The organism is Bacillus paralicheniformis (assembly GCF_002993925.1).
Taxonomy (GTDB): Bacteria; Bacillota; Bacilli; order Bacillales; family Bacillaceae; genus Bacillus; species Bacillus paralicheniformis.
In genome coordinates, this window is sequence record NZ_CP023665.1 from 710,943 (window position 1) to 727,063 (window position 16,121).

General features: G+C 45.5%; 16 protein-coding genes. 13 read left to right on the top strand and 3 right to left on the bottom strand.

Annotated elements, in window-relative coordinates:
* The first annotated feature begins 270 nt into the window (after window positions 1-270).
* The 5 genes from CP943_RS03660 (at window position 271) to CP943_RS03680 (ending at window position 5,067) form a co-directional block, all read left to right on the top strand.
* Window positions 271-951, top strand: a complete 681-nt coding sequence (locus CP943_RS03660; protein ID WP_039073312.1) for a PspA/IM30 family protein — start codon at window positions 271-273, stop codon at window positions 949-951.
* A 35-nt stretch (window positions 952-986) separates the two neighbouring features.
* Window positions 987-2,012 carry a TFIIB-type zinc ribbon-containing protein gene (locus CP943_RS03665; RefSeq protein WP_026578964.1) on the top strand — a complete coding sequence of 342 codons (1,026 nt, stop codon included), beginning with the start codon at window positions 987-989 and terminating at the stop codon, window positions 2,010-2,012.
* Window positions 2,012-2,779: a TPM domain-containing protein gene (locus CP943_RS03670; protein WP_080131556.1), complete on the top strand. Its 768-nt coding sequence runs from the start codon at window positions 2,012-2,014 to the stop codon at window positions 2,777-2,779. Before CP943_RS03665 ends, CP943_RS03670 begins: the two co-directional genes overlap by 1 nt.
* A 21-nt stretch (window positions 2,780-2,800) precedes the next feature.
* Window positions 2,801-3,775: an SPFH domain-containing protein gene (locus CP943_RS03675; protein WP_039073309.1), complete on the top strand. Its 975-nt coding sequence runs from the start codon at window positions 2,801-2,803 to the stop codon at window positions 3,773-3,775.
* 236 nt (window positions 3,776-4,011) lie between these two features.
* Window positions 4,012-5,067 carry an LLM class flavin-dependent oxidoreductase gene (locus CP943_RS03680; protein WP_105980754.1) on the top strand — a complete coding sequence of 352 codons (1,056 nt, stop codon included), beginning with the start codon at window positions 4,012-4,014 and terminating at the stop codon, window positions 5,065-5,067.
* Window positions 5,068-5,102: 35 nt separating this feature from the next.
* Here CP943_RS03680 and CP943_RS03685 read toward each other — a convergent pair whose 3' ends face one another.
* On the bottom strand, window positions 5,103-5,930 hold the full coding sequence (locus tag CP943_RS03685; RefSeq protein WP_020450386.1) for a TrmB family transcriptional regulator: 828 nt from the start codon (window positions 5,928-5,930) through the stop codon (window positions 5,103-5,105).
* Between the two features lie 147 nt (window positions 5,931-6,077).
* On the opposite strand from CP943_RS03685, the gene CP943_RS03690 reads away from it, so the two are divergent.
* From CP943_RS03690 to ftsW, 4 genes are all read left to right on the top strand, one after another.
* Complete coding sequence (locus CP943_RS03690) at window positions 6,078-6,710, top strand: homoserine/threonine efflux transporter (protein ID WP_020450387.1); 633 nt, start codon at window positions 6,078-6,080, stop codon at window positions 6,708-6,710.
* Between the two features lie 193 nt (window positions 6,711-6,903).
* Entirely contained in the window at window positions 6,904-7,548 is a 645-nt protein-coding gene (locus CP943_RS03695) for a helix-turn-helix domain-containing protein (protein WP_105980755.1), read from the top strand.
* A gap of 15 nt (window positions 7,549-7,563) precedes the next feature.
* Window positions 7,564-8,721 carry a rod shape-determining protein RodA gene (gene rodA / locus CP943_RS03700; RefSeq protein WP_020450389.1) on the top strand — a complete coding sequence of 386 codons (1,158 nt, stop codon included), beginning with the start codon at window positions 7,564-7,566 and terminating at the stop codon, window positions 8,719-8,721.
* Window positions 8,718-9,860 carry a putative lipid II flippase FtsW gene (gene ftsW, locus CP943_RS03705; protein WP_023855556.1) on the top strand — a complete coding sequence of 381 codons (1,143 nt, stop codon included), beginning with the start codon at window positions 8,718-8,720 and terminating at the stop codon, window positions 9,858-9,860. The genes rodA and ftsW overlap by 4 nt, the downstream gene beginning before the upstream one ends.
* Window positions 9,861-10,178: 318 nt before the next feature.
* Here the strand turns inward: ftsW and CP943_RS22935 are convergent, their stop codons facing one another.
* Window positions 10,179-10,238 carry a hypothetical protein gene (locus CP943_RS22935; protein ID WP_219192634.1) on the bottom strand — a complete coding sequence of 20 codons (60 nt, stop codon included), beginning with the start codon at window positions 10,236-10,238 and terminating at the stop codon, window positions 10,179-10,181.
* Window positions 10,239-10,526: 288 nt separating this feature from the next.
* The gene (locus CP943_RS03710) at window positions 10,527-10,952 is read right to left on the bottom strand and encodes a VOC family protein (protein ID WP_026578960.1); all 426 of its coding nucleotides are present in this window, start codon (window positions 10,950-10,952) and stop codon (window positions 10,527-10,529) included.
* Window positions 10,953-11,046: 94 nt separating this feature from the next.
* Here CP943_RS03710 and CP943_RS03715 point away from each other — a divergent pair, with 94 nt between their 5' ends.
* From CP943_RS03715 to amyS, 4 genes are all read left to right on the top strand, one after another.
* Window positions 11,047-11,994 (top strand): helix-turn-helix transcriptional regulator, encoded by a 948-nt coding sequence (locus CP943_RS03715; protein WP_105980756.1) that lies wholly within the window; start codon window positions 11,047-11,049, stop codon window positions 11,992-11,994.
* A 292-nt stretch (window positions 11,995-12,286) separates the two neighbouring features.
* Entirely contained in the window at window positions 12,287-12,964 is a 678-nt protein-coding gene (locus tag CP943_RS03720) for a DUF3298 and DUF4163 domain-containing protein (protein WP_035337087.1), read from the top strand.
* Window positions 12,965-13,035: 71 nt separating this feature from the next.
* Complete coding sequence (locus CP943_RS03725) at window positions 13,036-14,415, top strand: polysaccharide deacetylase family protein (RefSeq protein WP_039073307.1); 1,380 nt, start codon at window positions 13,036-13,038, stop codon at window positions 14,413-14,415.
* Between the two features lie 130 nt (window positions 14,416-14,545).
* Window positions 14,546-16,084 (top strand): alpha-amylase, encoded by a 1,539-nt coding sequence (amyS, locus tag CP943_RS03730; protein ID WP_026578957.1) that lies wholly within the window; start codon window positions 14,546-14,548, stop codon window positions 16,082-16,084.
* The last annotated feature ends 37 nt before the right edge of the window (window positions 16,085-16,121 follow it).

Genomic DNA, 16,121 nt, shown 5'->3' on the forward strand with positions numbered 1-16,121 from the left:
CGCTGTCATTTTCTGGTGATACCGACCCTGCATCCGTTCCAGCTTACATGCTGTTCCGAATGTTTTTCATATAGTATTACTTTATTCCGAAATCAAAAATAAATCAACATATAAATCAGAATATTCCGTCTGAATATTTTTGTTTTTGTTTGAAAATTTTTCTCGAAAAACTGCCATTATATCAATTTTTTATTAAAAAACCGAAACTTTTCCTCTGGAAAAATAGTATATTTAAACTAAGTATATTTTACTATAAGGAGGAGTTTTTAGATGAGTATATTAAGCAGGTTCAAAGACATTATGGCCAGCAATATTAACGCTTTGCTTGATAAAGCAGAGGACCCGGAAAAAATGGTGGATCAGTACGTCAGGAACTTAAACAGCGACTTAAACAAAGTAAAGGCGGAAACGGCGTCTGTCATGGCGGCCGAGCAAAGGGCAAAAAGAGAACTGGCGGATTGCCGGGCGGAAATCGACAAGCTTGAGCGCTATGCAATGAAGGCATTGGAAGCCGGCAGCGAGGCGGATGCCCGAACATTTTTAGAAAAGAAAGCGGTGCTGGAAACGAAGGGGTCCGAATTAGAAACTGCATTACAAACGGCGTCATCCAATGCGCTTCAAATGAAAAAAATGCACGATAAGCTTGTTTCTGATATCGGAGAGCTTGAAGCGCGTCGGGCCGCGATCAAAGCGAAATGGACAGCGGCGAAAACACAGGAAAGAATGAATAAACTCGGTGCATCTGCAGCGAATGCCAACCATTCAATGTCCGCTTTTGGCAGAATGGAAGAAAAGGCCAACCGGGCGCTTGATGAAGCGAATGCGATGGCTGAACTGAACGCCGCTCCTCAAGATGACGTAGAAGACCTGAAAGCTAAATATGACAGCCCCTCTGGTGTGGATGATGCGCTTGCCGCACTGAAAGCAAAAATGGCGGGTCAAAAGTCATAACAATTTGAAATGAATAAAGTGAGAGGTTAAGAGACATGGTGATTTCTTATAAATGTCCGGGCTGCGGGGATGACATGGCCTTTGACGCTGAATCCGGCACGCTGGCCTGCCGGAGCTGCGGGAGACAGGACAAGATTGAAAACATTCCGGAAGAATTAAAAACAGCGAGATTTACTGAAGACGAAGCAACAGAATATCATTGCCAAAACTGCGGCGCTATTTTGATCACTGAAAAAGAAACGACGGCTACCTCCTGCAGCTTTTGCGGGGGAGCGGCAGTGATCGCCGACCGCCTGTCCGGAAACCTTGCCCCGGCAAAGGTCATTCCTTTTACGATCAGCAAAGAGGAAGCGGCAGACGCGTTTCGCAAGTGGTGCAGAAAAGGGCTGTTAACACCAAAGGGCTTTATGTCGGCGGACCGGATTAAAAGCATCACAGGCATGTACGTTCCTTTCTGGATGTACGATTTAAACAGCAAAGTGCAGGTCAGCGCCCGCTGCACAAAGGTACATAGGTATACACAGGGCGACTACATCTATACGAAGACCGAACATTATGATGCGTTTCGCGATATCAATCTCGACTACATCAAAGTCCCGGTGGATGCATCAGAAAAGATGAACGATGAATTGATGGACAAATTGGAGCCTTATCCGTATGATCAGCTGAAAGATTTTAAAACCGCCTATTTGGCAGGCTACATCGCTGAAAAATATAATTACGATGATGAAGAGCTTTTTCCGCGGGCGAAAAGCAAAATCAGCGGCTACATCGAGTCATATATCGATTCCACCTTATCCGGATACAGCTCCGTCGATGTGAAAACGAAACACGTCGATACGCAAAAAATGAAAAGCTTTTATGTGCTTTTGCCCGTCTGGATGGTCAATTACAACTACAAACAAAAGGATTACATTTTTGCGATGAACGGACAAACGGGAAAAGTCGTCGGCAAGCCGCCGATCAGCTCATTTAAAGAAAAGATGTGGTTTAGCGGACTGGCTGTCTCCATATTTGCGGTCTGGAAAATCATCGCTGCTGTGATGGGAGGCGGGGCATGATGAGAAATTTATTGAGAAGCGCAATGATCCTATGTATGATTTTCCTTGTCTTCATCCCTATAGCCTCCGGTGCGGCAGCCTCTGAACAGAAGCGGTATGTTTATGATGAAGCCGGGCTTCTGACCAAACAGGAAATCGAGAAGCTGGAGACGCTGGCAGCCAAATTGGGAGCCGAACGGGAAACCGACTTTATCATTGTGACGACCGATGATACGAATGGCCGCGATGTAAAGAAATATGCGGAGGACTTCTATGACGAAAAAGCGCCCGGCTATCAGAAGAAGCATGGAAACGCAGCTGTGTTAACGGTTGATATGGAGCATAGAGAAGTCTATCTTGCCGGCTTTAAAAAGGCTGAAGAATATTTGAATGACGCCAGACTGGACAAAATTAGAGAAAAAATCACGCCGGATATATCTGGCAATCATTATGAGGCCGCATTCGAAATGTTTATGAAGGCGGCGTATGATGATATGGAGAAGAAACCATGGGCGGACAGCATCTTTTTTAAGACATGGTTTCAATTGCTTGTGTCAGCAGTCATCGCGGGAATTGCCGTCGCCATTATGAAATACAATTCAGGCGGCAGAGTGACCGTAAGTGCAAACACGTATATGAACGGTGATACTTCCGGAGTGATCAGAAAGAATGACGAGTACATCAGAACGACCGTCACAAAACAAAGAAAACCGTCCAATAATAAAAGCTCAGGCGGCGGAACGACGAGCGGAGGACATTCGCACAGCGGCAGCCGGGGAAGCTTTTAGAAAGGGAAAGGAAGAGCTCAAATGGTGTTTTTTAAAAATCAATTTGCAAATGTAGTAGAGTGGGATGAATTTCGCGATGATATGATTTTCTACAAATGGAACAACCGCGAAATCAAAAAGGGGAGCCGGCTGATCATTCGTCCCGGTCAGGATGCCGTCTTTTTAAACAATGGAAAAATCGAAGGCATATTCCAAGATGAAGGCGACTATGATATTGAATCTGAAATTATTCCTTTTTTATCTACTTTAAAAGGTTTTAAATTTGGCTTTAACAGCGGGATGCGCGCCGAAGTCCTGTTTGTCAATACGAAGGAGTTTACCGTCAAATGGGGGACGAAGAATGCCATCAATATCCCGGCTGCAGGACTACCGGGAGGCATGCCGATCAGAGCGAACGGCACATTTAATTTTAAGGTGAATGATTATGTCGCATTAATCGATAAAATTGCCGGTGTGAAAGATCAGTATGTTGTGGAAGATATCAAAATACGGATCACATCTATCCTTGATCAGCTTTTGATGAAGTGGATCACAAAAGAAGGAAAAGATATGTTCAACCTTCAAGCCAACGCCTTTGATATCGCAAAAGGGATCAAGGAAGACCTTGATATGGAGATTGTCAGCGACGGCATGACGGTTACAGGCTTTAACATCATGAGTTTCAATTATCCGAAAGAAATCCAGGACATGATCACGAAGAACGCTTCCCACGGCATGGTCGGCGATCTGAACAGATATCAGCAGATCTCCATGACAGACGGCATGGCGTCAGGAAAGATGACAGGCGGCGGTGCCGCATCCGATATGGCCGGCATGATGATGGGAATGAACGTAGCGAACCAAATGATGAATCAGATGAACCAAAATCAGCAGGCGCAGACACCAACGCCCCAAAGCACGCCGCAGGCAGGGGCAAAGCCGAACTTCTGTCCAAACTGCGGAACGAAAACGGGTGAAGCCAACTTCTGTCCGAACTGCGGGCAGAAACTTGTGTAAGCTGGTATCTTCTTTGTGAATGCATGAATACCAGACTGGCATGATTGCCGGCAGACCAAGCTGGAAAACAAATGGAGCAGAAGCTGATCCTGATTCACAAGTCGGATCAATTGCATGATCAGAACGCCCGCCGTATTCTATATATAACAATGTGAGTGCCGGGTGAAAAGAATACGGCATACATCAATCAACGATGTACAGAATAATTAAAGGAAACAATGTGGAGGAAAAGCGACATGGAATTAGGCATCAGCACCTTTGTAGAAACGACCCCTGATATCAAAACCGGAAAAGCCATCAGCCATGCAGAGCGGCTGCGCGAAGTAGTGGAGGAGATCGTCCTTGCCGATCAGGTGGGCTTGGATGTATTCGGAGTTGGAGAGCATCATCGTCAAGATTACGCAGCTTCTTCTCCTGCCGTCGTCCTGGCCGCAGCGGCTGCACAGACGAAGCGCATCAGATTAACGAGCGCGGTCACCGTGCTGTCGTCGGCTGATCCCGTCCGTGTTTTTCAGGATTTTGCGACGCTCGACGGGATTTCAAACGGCAGGGCGGAAATCATGGCGGGCCGAGGGTCTTTCATCGAATCCTTTCCGCTGTTTGGATATGATTTAGATGATTATAATGAGCTCTTTGAAGAAAAGCTTGATCTGCTGCTCGAGCTGCAAAAGTCGGAAAGGGTCACATGGAGCGGCAAACATCGTCCGGCTATTCAAAATACAGGCGTGTACCCGCGCCCTGTGCAGAATCCGCTGCCTGTATGGATCGGAAGCGGCGGAAACCAGGAATCCGTCGTGCGCGCCGGCCTGCTCGGCCTGCCGCTGGTTCTCGCGATTATCGGGGGGAGTCCGCAGCATTTCGCCCCGCTTGTTGAGCTTTATTACAAAGCGGCGGAACATGCAGGGCATGATGCCTCAAAGCTGACAGTCGCTTCCCATTCCCACGGCTTTATTGCGGAGGATACCGAGACGGCCGCCGATCGGTTTTTCCCTTCCACCCAGCAGGCTATGAATACACTTGCGAGGGAGCGGGGCTGGGGGCGGTACAGCCGGTCGAGCTTCGATGCAGCCAGAAGCTTTGAAGGGGCGCTCTATGTAGGCGATCCCGAGACGGTGGCGGAAAAAATTATTCACCTGCGCAAGAATGTCGGGATCACCCGCTTTTTGCTTCACGTTCCGGTCGGTTCGATGCCGCACGAAGATGTCATGAAGGCGATTGAACTTTTTGGAACAAAAACGGCGCCGCTCGTCAGGGAAGAAGTATCCCGCTGGGAGGCAACCGAAAGATCATAATTATAAAAGGCCCGCGCTTTCTTTGCGCGGGCCTTTTATTTCATATAATGCTTTTTGAAATCCGGATGAATCGAAAATTTTCGGCGCAAATGGATCAGGTTTTCGCCGAAACTTTCCTCCAATACCTCTCTGTGCTTCTTCATAATTTCCATCAGATACAGATCATGAATCATCACTTCGGTAATCGGCATCACCAAGCCTACATGCATCGTCCAGGCTGCGCGGCTGTCTTTCCCGTGCGAGACAATGCCGGCCACGACTTCCGAATCGTCGACGCTGAATACAAGCCAGCGTCCGTCGTACTCTTCTGTAATTTGCGTGCTGCTGTCATGGAGATAGACATTGGCGAAATCAGCTTCAATGTCGCCGTACGCAATGATGGTGACGATGACGCCTTTTTTTGCGGCCTGCTTGAGTTCCGGCTCCAATTCAGGAAAATCCTCTTTCCAAATTTCGAGGAGAATCCTTTTTCCGGCTGATGATATACAAGCCTTTACTTTATCGATAATCTCGCTTCGTCCGGTGATGTTCCAAATATTTTCCCGGTCATTTGCAGTGCGCTCAAACTTCTCGAAATATTTTTCTGCCTGTTCAAAAGTCTCTTCCGCTTTCAGCCGCCGGTTTTTAATCAGTTCCTTGGCGGGAACGGGGATGTACTGCGGTGTGCCGCCGTAGCTGACAAAGATATCGCCGCGGATCACGAGGCTCTCCAGCACTTCGTATATTTTCGACCGGGGAACACCCGATTTTTTTGCCACCGCATAGCCTGTCAGCGGCGATTCTTCCAAAAGCGCCAAGTATGCTTTCGACTCATACTCGGTGAAATTCAGGTTTTTCAGTACGTCTAATATGTTTTCCTTCATAAGCCCTCCAGCTTCAACAAGAGTCGCTACCTTTGTCACTCATATTTTGCTGGATGTATTGATTTATTTCAAGTCCGCTGATACACTTTTTGATAAGTGGTTACTAAAGTAGCCACTATATAAACCAGTATGGGGAGGAGACATCTGATGGATAGCCTGCTGTCATACATATCGATTGCCGCCATGATGGTGGTGATACCAGGAGCAGATACGATGCTTGTGGTGAAAAACACGCTTCGCTACGGGCCGAACGCCGGGCGCTGCAATGTTCTCGGTTTGGCGACAGGGCTTTCTTTCTGGACGCTGATTGCCGTTCTCGGCTTAGCGGTGGTGATTGCGAAATCGGTGATTCTGTTCAATACGATCAAATACTTGGGGGCGGCCTATTTAATATATTTAGGCATTAAAAGCTTTTTCGCGAAAAAAATGTTTTCTTTGGAGGACATACAAGCCGAGAAGAACAAAACCGAAAACGCATCAAGCCGGCATTATAAGGATTCGTTTATGCAAGGATTGTTCAGCAACGTTCTCAATCCGAAAACTGTTTTGGTTTATATCACGATTATGCCTCAATTTATTAATTTAAGAGAAAGCGTCAACCAGCAGTTGATCATCCTCGCTTTAATCCTTACCTTTCTTGCTGTGTTTTGGTTCCTCATCCTCGTATATTTGATCGATTTCGCAAAAAAATGGCTGAGAAGCGTGAAATTCCAGAAGGTCTTTCAAAAAGCCGCGGGGCTGGTGCTTGTCGGGTTTGGCGTTAAAACGGGTTTGGATTGATATCGGATAAGGAGTGAGTTTTGACTCGCTCTTTTTTTGTTTATTTGTCAACAATTATAGGGTGGAATAAGTGAGATAAAACAGATGTCTATGGTTATTCGTTGACATTTTGACAACGGTTCTATATATTTATACCGACTTGGCCTTTTGGCTGATAGATTGATACATTTTTAGTGTGAGAGGAGAAAGGCTCGTGGATGAACAAAAGAAAAATCAGCTGGGGGCGCTGCTGAAAGAGCATTTGCGAAAAAGATCATTATCTTTAAGAGAATTGAGCGAACGCACTCAAATCGATAAAGCGACCATCTCAAGAATCATCAATGGCAAAAGAAAAGCAAACCTGAACCATTTGCAAAGATTTTCAGAAAGTCTCGGTGTTTCTTTTGATGAGCTGATGAAAGCGGCCGGCTATACGATTGAGAAGACGAGGGAAAGCGAACGTCAGGATATTCACTCGTCAGTTGCCGAAATTGAAGATGTTTTGCAAACCTCAAATGTCTATGATCGGTCCTTTACCACGGAAGAACTGAAAAACAAATTGAATGAGTACGAACAATATTCCCAGACGGAGGAAGGAAAGCGTACCATTCTGGCTGAGTTTGAATCCAAAGTCGAGAAAGTCGCCGGCATTGGTCCTTTTCTGACCCGTTTGCACGATATGTACAGCCGATTTACCTCAGGGCGGGGGACGCCGCGTGAATTGCTGCTGATGGGCGGCGCTTTGCTGTATTTCATCGTTTCTGTTGATGTCATACCGGATTATATTTTTCCAATCGGCTATATTGATGATGCCGCAGCGGTTCAATTCGTTTTCAACCAGCTGTCACATAAATCATGATGGAGCATGATGCAGATGAAAAGAAAGCCTATCAACATTGACGTCAGCCTTCTGCTCATTCTATTTTGTTTGTTTATCATCAGTCTGCTAGCCGTTTACAGCGGGTCCGGCCAGTATGAAACACAGGACCCTTTTTATTTTGCGAAACGGCAGGTTTTTTGGTATCTTGTCGGGTTTGGCGTCATGGCGGGAACGGCCTACATCGACTATGAGCTGCTAGAACGATTGGCGCTTCGTTTATTTGCGGGAGCCGTTTTTCTTCTGATTCTCGTTCATTTTTTTGGAACTTATAAAAATGGTTCACAAAGGTGGATCAGCTTCGGAGTCATCGAAATCCAGCCTTCAGAATTTATGAAGATCATTTTGATTCTTCTGTTGGCTTCGATACTCAACCAATTTCAGCATAAAAGGTTCTCCTTCACGGAGAGCATCATACCGACGGGGAAAATCATGGTGTACACGGTGATTCCGTTTTTCTTCATATTGGTACAGCCTGATTTAGGGTCAGCATTGGTGATTTTGTCGATCGCATTCACGTTGATGCTTGTCTCGGGGATTTCGGGGAGAATGATCATGTCCCTGTCGCTTGGATTCATGGGATTGGTCGCCTTTTTGACGTATTTGCACAATCATTATTTTGAGATTTTTTCAAAGATCATTAAGCCTCACCAGCTTGACCGGATATACGGCTGGCTCAGTCCTCATGAACATGCTTCTACATATGGATACCAGCTGACGCAGGCGTTATTGGGGATCGGATCGGGCCAGATGTCAGGAAGCGGCTTTACTCATGGAACCCAAGTGCAGGGAGGGAAGATTCCGGAGGCTCATACCGATTTTATTTTCGCCGTGATTGGTGAAGAATTCGGCTTTTTGGGTGCCGTCACATTAGTCTGTCTCTATTTTCTGATGATCTACAGAATCATCAGGATCGCGATCTCGTCCAACAGTCTGTTCGGTCTTTATATATGTGCGGGGGTTGCGGGGTTGATTGTATTCCAAGTGTTCCAAAATATCGGGATGACGATCGGGTTAATGCCGATCACAGGGCTCGCTCTTCCGTTTATCAGCTATGGCGGCAGCGCGCTGCTGACCAACATGATCGCCTTAGGTCTCGTTTTCAGTGTGAATATCAGATCTAAACATTACATGTTTGGGAATGATTGGGGATGAAGGTGCGCAAAATGATTCTTTCCCATCTAAAGAAACTGGATTATGTATTGATTGCTTCGGTTCTGTTTTTATCCTCGTTTGGCTTGCTGATGGTATACAGTGCCGGCTACCCCCTCGGATATATGAAGTATCATGATGGCAGCTATTTTTTTATGAAGCAGCTGCAGTGGCTGCTCATCGGTTTGACCTTTTTTTCGGCTGCCGTCTTTTTCCCTTACAAAGCTTACAGCAAACTCATCCGTTTTTTGGTGAAGCTTTCTTTTTTGCTGCTGATTCTCGTTTTGCTGCCGGGAATCGGGATGGAGAAAAACAATTCTCAAAGGTGGATTCAACTCGGTTCGCTCATGATCCAGCCGTCCGAGGCTGTGAAGCTTGTGATGGTTATTTATTTCGCCTATGTGTATGCAAAAAAGCAGAGATACATCGCCGATTTTGGAAAGGGCGTCATGCCGCCGCTGATCATTTTGGCCGCTGTGTTTTTTTTGATTTTAAAACAGCCCGACTTGGGCACCGCTGTTTCGATCCTGTTAAGCTGCGGAGCGGTTCTGTTGTGCGCCGGTCTTAGAATACGGCACTTGCTGCTTCTCGGAACAATGGCAGGGGCGGGCATCGCATATTTTGCTATGACAGCGTCGTACCGGTTAAAAAGGCTGACATCGTTCAGCGATCCTTTTCAAAATGAAAACGGAGACGGCTACCAGTTGATCAATTCCTACCTTGCCATTGATTCGGGCGGGGTATGGGGGAATGGATTGGGGAACAGCGTTCAAAAGCTGGGGTTTCTTCCTGAAGCCCATACAGACTTTATCATGGCGGTCATCAGTGAAGAACTCGGCGGTGTCGGGCTGTTGATGATCATCGGGGCCTACCTGTTGATCATGTTCAGAGGTGTTAAGATCGCTGCACAAATCGATGATCCGTTTGGAAAGCTGCTGGCGGTCGGCATTACTTTCCAGATCATGATTCAGGCATTATTTAACCTGGGCGCTGTTTTCGGCCTTCTTCCCATTACCGGAATTCCTCTTCCGTTTGTCAGCTACGGAGGTTCTTCGTTAATGTTCATGCTGACGTCAGCCGGGATATTGGTCAACCTCTCCTCACATGTGAAGCGGGGAGTAAAAAAAGAGGGGCCTTTCTGATGTAGAAAGGCCTTTTCCCGATTTTGAAGTTAAAATTGACGAGATGATCCTGTCATCAGGAATTTATCTTCTCATATCGCATTTGACCGTGACTCCATTTTTATATAAACGCATCCATATTGATAAATAAAGGAAATCGTGATATATTCAAGGTGTGAAACAGAATAATCTTTAGATGAATGCGTAAACTGAAAAAAACCGGAAGATGCGGCAACATCTCCCGGAAGCAACAGAGAGGCTCCGTAAAAAGGAGTCGGCTCTATTTTTAGATCCCAATTAAAAAGTAAGATCGTCTTGGTGTGGGAATCAAGGGCGATCTTACTTTTTTTTGTCGTTCGATGACAGAATTGCCACGACAAGAATGCCGAAAGAGACCATAAGTTGCAACGCCTCTGATACTGTCACATGCTCACCCCCTTTCTCTCCAAGAGATGGAGGGTGAGCCGACCGCCCTTATATAGAACCGAACTGTTGCTACCCCTTATTATACCAAAAAGAAGAGGCGTTTCCATAAATGCCCTTTGTCAAGTGAATTTGAAAAAACGCAGTTTTTTAAATTTTTGTGGTCAAATACCGCTTTTTAGCCAAAAAACCCTGAAAATTTTTCCGTGCAAAAAAGGCCGGTTCATGAAACCCGGCCTTTTTTGATATGTCTCATTTGTTCATTTATGCGGGACGCGCGGCAAAAATTTGAAAGGTAACGCCGAACGGATCGGTGACAATGCCGTAAGCGGGACTGAAATAAGTCTCCTTCAGCTCAAGCTTGACCTCGCCCCGCTCGCTCAGCTTGCCAAACAGCCGCTTGGCCGAAGAAACGTCAGCTGCCGTTACGCAAATGGACAATTGGTTTCCACTTTGGAAAGGCAGTTCAGGAATGATGTCGGCGATCATCATGACGGCGTCGCCGATTGTCAAAACGGCGTGTGCGATGAAAGCCAATTCGCCATCCTTAAAATTCGCCGCCTCATCTGCGGGGCCTTCGCCAATCGTCTGACTGAACTTTACTTCAGCCTCGAGTACATCACGATAATAATCAATCGCTTCCTTTGCTCTTCCATTCATCAGGATGTAAGGTGTAAATTGCGTTTTCATAGAGCGAACATCTCCTTTTTTTGTTGATCTAAGAAGATTGTATATTATAATGGTGACAACTTATGTCATGGTTAAAAAATGATTGGAGGTTTTCATGTCTAAAGCGAAACGATTGAATGAAATGATCATGATGGTAAACCGGAAAAAACGATTTACGGTCGGGGAGCTGGCGCAGGAATTCGGCGTTTCCAAGAGAACGGTTTTAAGGGATTTGCAAGAGCTCAGCGAAATGGGGGTGCCCCTCTATTCTGAAACCGGCCCCCACGGAGGGTATCAAGTGTTAAATGAAAGGATTCTTCCTCCCATCGCCTTCAGCGAGAACGAAGCGATCGCCATCTTCTTTGCGATCGATGCGCTGAAGCATTATATATCCCTGCCGTTTGACGCTCAGTACGACTCCATCAAAAAGAAATTTTATTTGAACCTTACAGGAGACATCCGGGATGCGATTGACAGTATGAAGGATCGCGTTGCTTTTTATACGCCTTATGAGCAAAAAGACGACATTCCGGTCTTAAAGGTGCTGCTTGAAGCGGCAGTTCAGCAAAAGGTGTTGATCATCGAATATGAAGCAAACGGTGCAGTAAGCAAGAGAAACATTCAGCCGATCGGAATCTATGCCAATCAAGGGAAGTGGTATTGCCCGGCTTACTGTTTTTTAAGACAAGACTACCGCATCTTCAGGTGTGACCGGATTAAGCGGGCCGAGCTTGATGAACATGCGGCCCCGCTTGATTTGACCGGTCTTAATTTAAAGAACCGTTTTTCAGCTGTGTCCCGGCCAAGGGAGACATTGGAATTATCAGCGGAGCTGACAAAAAAAGGAGTAGAACGGCACGGTTCACTCAAATGGCCACACCTTGAGCTGGATGTAAAAGAAGACGGGTCCGGCGTGCTGAAAGGAGAGATCGCGCCGAAGGATATTGATTTTTTTGCGGATTATTTCATTTCATTCGGCCGGGAAGCAATTATTCAGAAGCCTTCCGAATTAATCGAAAGGATGAAGCGGACATTATCCGACATGCTGAAACAATACGGCTAAAATGAAGACTCCGGTCAGACTGATCACGAAGACCCCAGCCTGCGTTTTTCCTGCATTTACAGCCCCTCAAAAAAAGCGTGAAGACGCACGTCTCATTCATCATTCCGTTAACGACACTCTCAGGAATTGAGAGTGTCTTATTTTTGCCGTCAGAAGAAATTTTTACCCAAAAAAGTTGACGGGGGATTTAAAAGTGGGTATCATTACAAATATGAAATAAATATTACATTTGTGTTACAAAAGAAAATGATATGTTACGAGTTTAAAAGAAGATTGACAAAGGAGCATGCTTATGAAAAAAGCGATGGCTATTTTAGGATTCCTTGTACTCACAGCATCGCTGCTATTCATCATCAATAAAGGAACATCTCAAATAAACGCTTCACAAAATAGAAAAGCCGCGATTCACACGGAATATTACAAAGACATCAGTTCGCTTTCTTTTCCGGTATTCAGCGATTTGAAGGAAGAAGATGCCCAGCTGGCCAACGAAGCGGTAAAACATCATTTAAAAAACTCTTATAAAGAATTTCAAAAAATCGTTAAAGATGCCGAAAAGAAGGATAAGGACGAGGAGAACGTCTATGAAACGTCCTACAAAGTCAAATACAACGAGGAAGGCAAACTGAGCTTTTTAATCTATGACTATCAGTTCTCCGGCGGCGCGCACGGCATGTACACCGCTACATCCTACAACTTTGACTTTGACAAGCGCAAACAAGTCGTGCTGACTGACGTATTAAACAATCAGGCAAAAATCGAAAAAGCAAAAAACTATATTTTCAGCTATATCAACGAACATCCGGAACAGTTTTATTCTGATCTTAAAAAGAGCGATATCCGCTTGGATGAACACACGGCTTTCTATTATACAAGCAGCGGAATTTCAATTGTATTTCAGCAGTATGATATCGCCCCGTATGCGGCCGGAAATCAGGAAATAAAGCTTCCGTCGACGCTTTTATATTAGTCCCGGTATGAGAAACAATATTTGTAATAGAAACAGAGAAAGCAAGTCATGAAACAGGAGAGTGAGCAGCGATGTCTGGCAAACCATCATTTCGATGGGTTAAAATGTTGATTTTTTTAACGATATTAATAGGTTTGGCGGGGTACTCTTACAATAAGGTGTCAAGCAACAGTCAAGAGCCCCCTCAACCAAAAAAAGACGGCGCACAATCCGGCCTCGGCGTCGAATCAATGGTCAGCGACAGCAAACAAGAGCGGTATGCCATCCACTATCCGGTATTTCGCATAAAAGAAATCGATGAACAAATAAAAGATTATGTGAATCAAGAATTGGCCAGTTTTAAAGAGGATAATGCAAAGGCCCAGGCTCAGCATGAAGACGGGCCTTTTGAACTGAACATCAAATATAAGGTTGTCTATTACACAAAAGATGCAGCCAGTGTGGTGCTGAATCAATACATAGAGGCCGGGGGCGTTTCGGGTACAACGTCTGTCAAGACGTTTAACGCCGATTTAAAACAGAAAAAGCTGCTGTCCCTTCAAGACCTGTTCGAAGAAAATTCAGATTTTCTGAACAGGATTTCAAGCATTGCCTATCAGGAATTGAAAAATCGGAATCCGTCTGCCGACACGGCTTTATTAAAAGAAGGGACAAGCCCTCAGGAAGAGCATTTCAGCCGCTTCGCGCTCCTGGAAAACGAAGTCGAATTTTATTTTGAGAAAAAACAAACCGGTCTTGAGCAGTCTGTAAAAATAAAAAAAGAATGGGTAAAAGATATTTTAAAAGACCAATATCAGGATATGAAAAAGAGCCGTCTTCAGGCCAAACGAGAGCAGGAGCCTGTCCCCCTTCCGAAACAAGCGAAAATAAATCCTGATGAAAAAGTGATTGCTCTCACATTTGATGACGGCCCGAATCCCGCTACAACGAATAAAATATTGAATGCTTTACAAAAGCATGAAGGGCATGCGACCTTCTTTGTGCTTGGAAGCAGAGCCCAATATTATCCCGAAACGATAAAACGGATGCTGAAGGAAGGAAACGAAGTCGGCAACCATTCCTGGGACCATCCGTTATTGACAAGGCTGTCAAATGAAAAAGCGTATCAGGAAATTAACGACACGCAAGAAATGATCGAAAAAATCAGCGGACACCAGCCGGCACACTTGCGCCCTCCATATGGCGGAATCAATGATTCCGTCCGCTCGCTTTCCAATCTGAAGGTCTCGTTGTGGGATGTTGATCCGGAAGATTGGAAGTACAGAAATAAACAAAAGATTGTCAATCATGTCATGAGTCATGCGGGAGACGGAAAAATCGTCTTAATGCACGATATTTATGCAACGTCCGCAGAAGCGGCGGAAGAGATTATTAAAAAGCTGAAAGCAAAGGGCTATCAATTGGTAACTGTATCTCAGCTTGAAGAAGTGAAGAAGCAGAGAGGATATTGAATAAATGAGAAGAAAGCGCCATATCGGCGCTTTTCTGTTGCAAGAAAATATAGGGAAAACGATATTTGTTAAAAATTCCAAATATTTATACAATAGCATGTGTTTCACTTTGAAAGGGGAGAGGAAAATCATGAAACAACACAAACGGCTTTATGCCCGATTGCTGCCGCTGTTATTTGCGCTCATCTTCTTGCTGCCTCACTCTGCAGCAGCGGCGGCAAGTCTTAATGGGACGCTGATGCAGTATTTTGAGTGGTACATGCCAAATGATGGCCAACATTGGAAACGCTTACAAAATGACTCGGCATATTTGGCTGAACACGGTATTACTGCCGTCTGGATTCCCCCGGCATATAAGGGAACGAGTCAAGACGATGTAGGCTACGGCGCTTACGATCTGTATGATTTAGGGGAGTTTCATCAAAAAGGGACGGTTCGGACAAAGTACGGCACAAAGGGAGAACTGCAATCTGCGATCAACAGTCTTCATTCCCGGGACATCAACGTTTACGGCGATGTAGTCATCAACCACAAAGGCGGCGCTGATGCGACCGAAGATGTAACGGCTGTTGAAGTCGATCCCGCTGACCGCAACCGCGTAACATCAGGAGAACAGCGAATCAAAGCGTGGACACATTTTCAATTCCCGGGGCGCGGCAGCACATACAGCGATTTCAAATGGTATTGGTACCATTTTGACGGAACCGATTGGGACGAGTCCCGAAAGCTGAACCGCATCTATAAGTTTCAAGGAAAGGCATGGGATTGGGAAGTTTCCAATGAAAACGGCAACTATGATTACTTGATGTATGCCGACATCGATTATGATCATCCTGATGTCACGGCAGAAATAAAGAGATGGGGAACGTGGTATGCCAATGAGCTGCAATTGGACGGATTCCGCCTTGATGCCGTCAAACACATTAAATTTTCTTTTTTGCGGGATTGGGTCAATCATGTCAGGGAAAAAACAGGGAAGGAAATGTTTACGGTAGCTGAATATTGGAAGAATGACTTAGGTGCGCTGGAAAACTATTTGAACAAAACAAACTTTAATCATTCAGTGTTTGACGTGCCGCTTCATTACCAGTTCCATGCTGCATCGACACAGGGAGGCGGCTATGATATGAGGAAATTGCTGAACGGAACAGTCGTTTCCAAGCATCCTGTGAAAGCGGTTACATTTGTTGATAACCATGATACACAGCCGGGGCAATCGCTTGAGTCGACTGTCCAAACATGGTTTAAGCCGCTGGCTTACGCTTTTATTTTGACAAGAGAAGCAGGCTACCCGCAGATTTTCTACGGGGATATGTACGGGACGAAAGGAGCCTCGCAGCGCGAAATTCCTGCCCTGAAACACAAAATCGAACCGATCTTAAAAGCGAGAAAACAATATGCGTACGGAGCACAGCATGATTATTTCGATCATCATGACATTGTCGGCTGGACGAGGGAAGGCGACAGCTCGGTTGCAAATTCTGGTTTGGCGGCGTTAATAACAGACGGACCCGGCGGGACAAAGCGAATGTATGTCGGCCGGCAAAACGCCGGTGAGACATGGCATGACATCACCGGAAACCGTTCCGATTCTGTTGTCATCAATGCAGAAGGCTGGGGAGAGTTTCACGTAAACGGCGGATCGGTTTCGATCTATGTTCAAAGATAGAAGAAAAGAGTGATAGGACGGATTTCCTAAAGGAAAT

Coding starts and splice junctions, on each gene's coding strand:
- CP943_RS03685 (WP_020450386.1), bottom strand. CDS start 5,930: ATGAAGGAAAACATATTAGACGTACTGAAAAACCTGAATTTCACCGAG.
- ftsW (WP_023855556.1), top strand. CDS start 8,718: ATGAAGGTGCGCAAAATGATTCTTTCCCATCTAAAGAAACTGGATTAT.
- CP943_RS03725 (WP_039073307.1), top strand. CDS start 13,036: ATGTCTGGCAAACCATCATTTCGATGGGTTAAAATGTTGATTTTTTTA.
- CP943_RS03660 (WP_039073312.1), top strand. CDS start 271: ATGAGTATATTAAGCAGGTTCAAAGACATTATGGCCAGCAATATTAAC.
- amyS (WP_026578957.1), top strand. CDS start 14,546: ATGAAACAACACAAACGGCTTTATGCCCGATTGCTGCCGCTGTTATTT.
- CP943_RS03720 (WP_035337087.1), top strand. CDS start 12,287: ATGAAAAAAGCGATGGCTATTTTAGGATTCCTTGTACTCACAGCATCG.
- CP943_RS03680 (WP_105980754.1), top strand. CDS start 4,012: ATGGAATTAGGCATCAGCACCTTTGTAGAAACGACCCCTGATATCAAA.
- CP943_RS03675 (WP_039073309.1), top strand. CDS start 2,801: ATGGTGTTTTTTAAAAATCAATTTGCAAATGTAGTAGAGTGGGATGAA.
- CP943_RS03715 (WP_105980756.1), top strand. CDS start 11,047: ATGTCTAAAGCGAAACGATTGAATGAAATGATCATGATGGTAAACCGG.
- CP943_RS03670 (WP_080131556.1), top strand. CDS start 2,012: ATGAGAAATTTATTGAGAAGCGCAATGATCCTATGTATGATTTTCCTT.
- CP943_RS03690 (WP_020450387.1), top strand. CDS start 6,078: ATGGATAGCCTGCTGTCATACATATCGATTGCCGCCATGATGGTGGTG.
- CP943_RS03665 (WP_026578964.1), top strand. CDS start 987: ATGGTGATTTCTTATAAATGTCCGGGCTGCGGGGATGACATGGCCTTT.
- CP943_RS03710 (WP_026578960.1), bottom strand. CDS start 10,952: ATGAAAACGCAATTTACACCTTACATCCTGATGAATGGAAGAGCAAAG.
- rodA (WP_020450389.1), top strand. CDS start 7,564: ATGAAAAGAAAGCCTATCAACATTGACGTCAGCCTTCTGCTCATTCTA.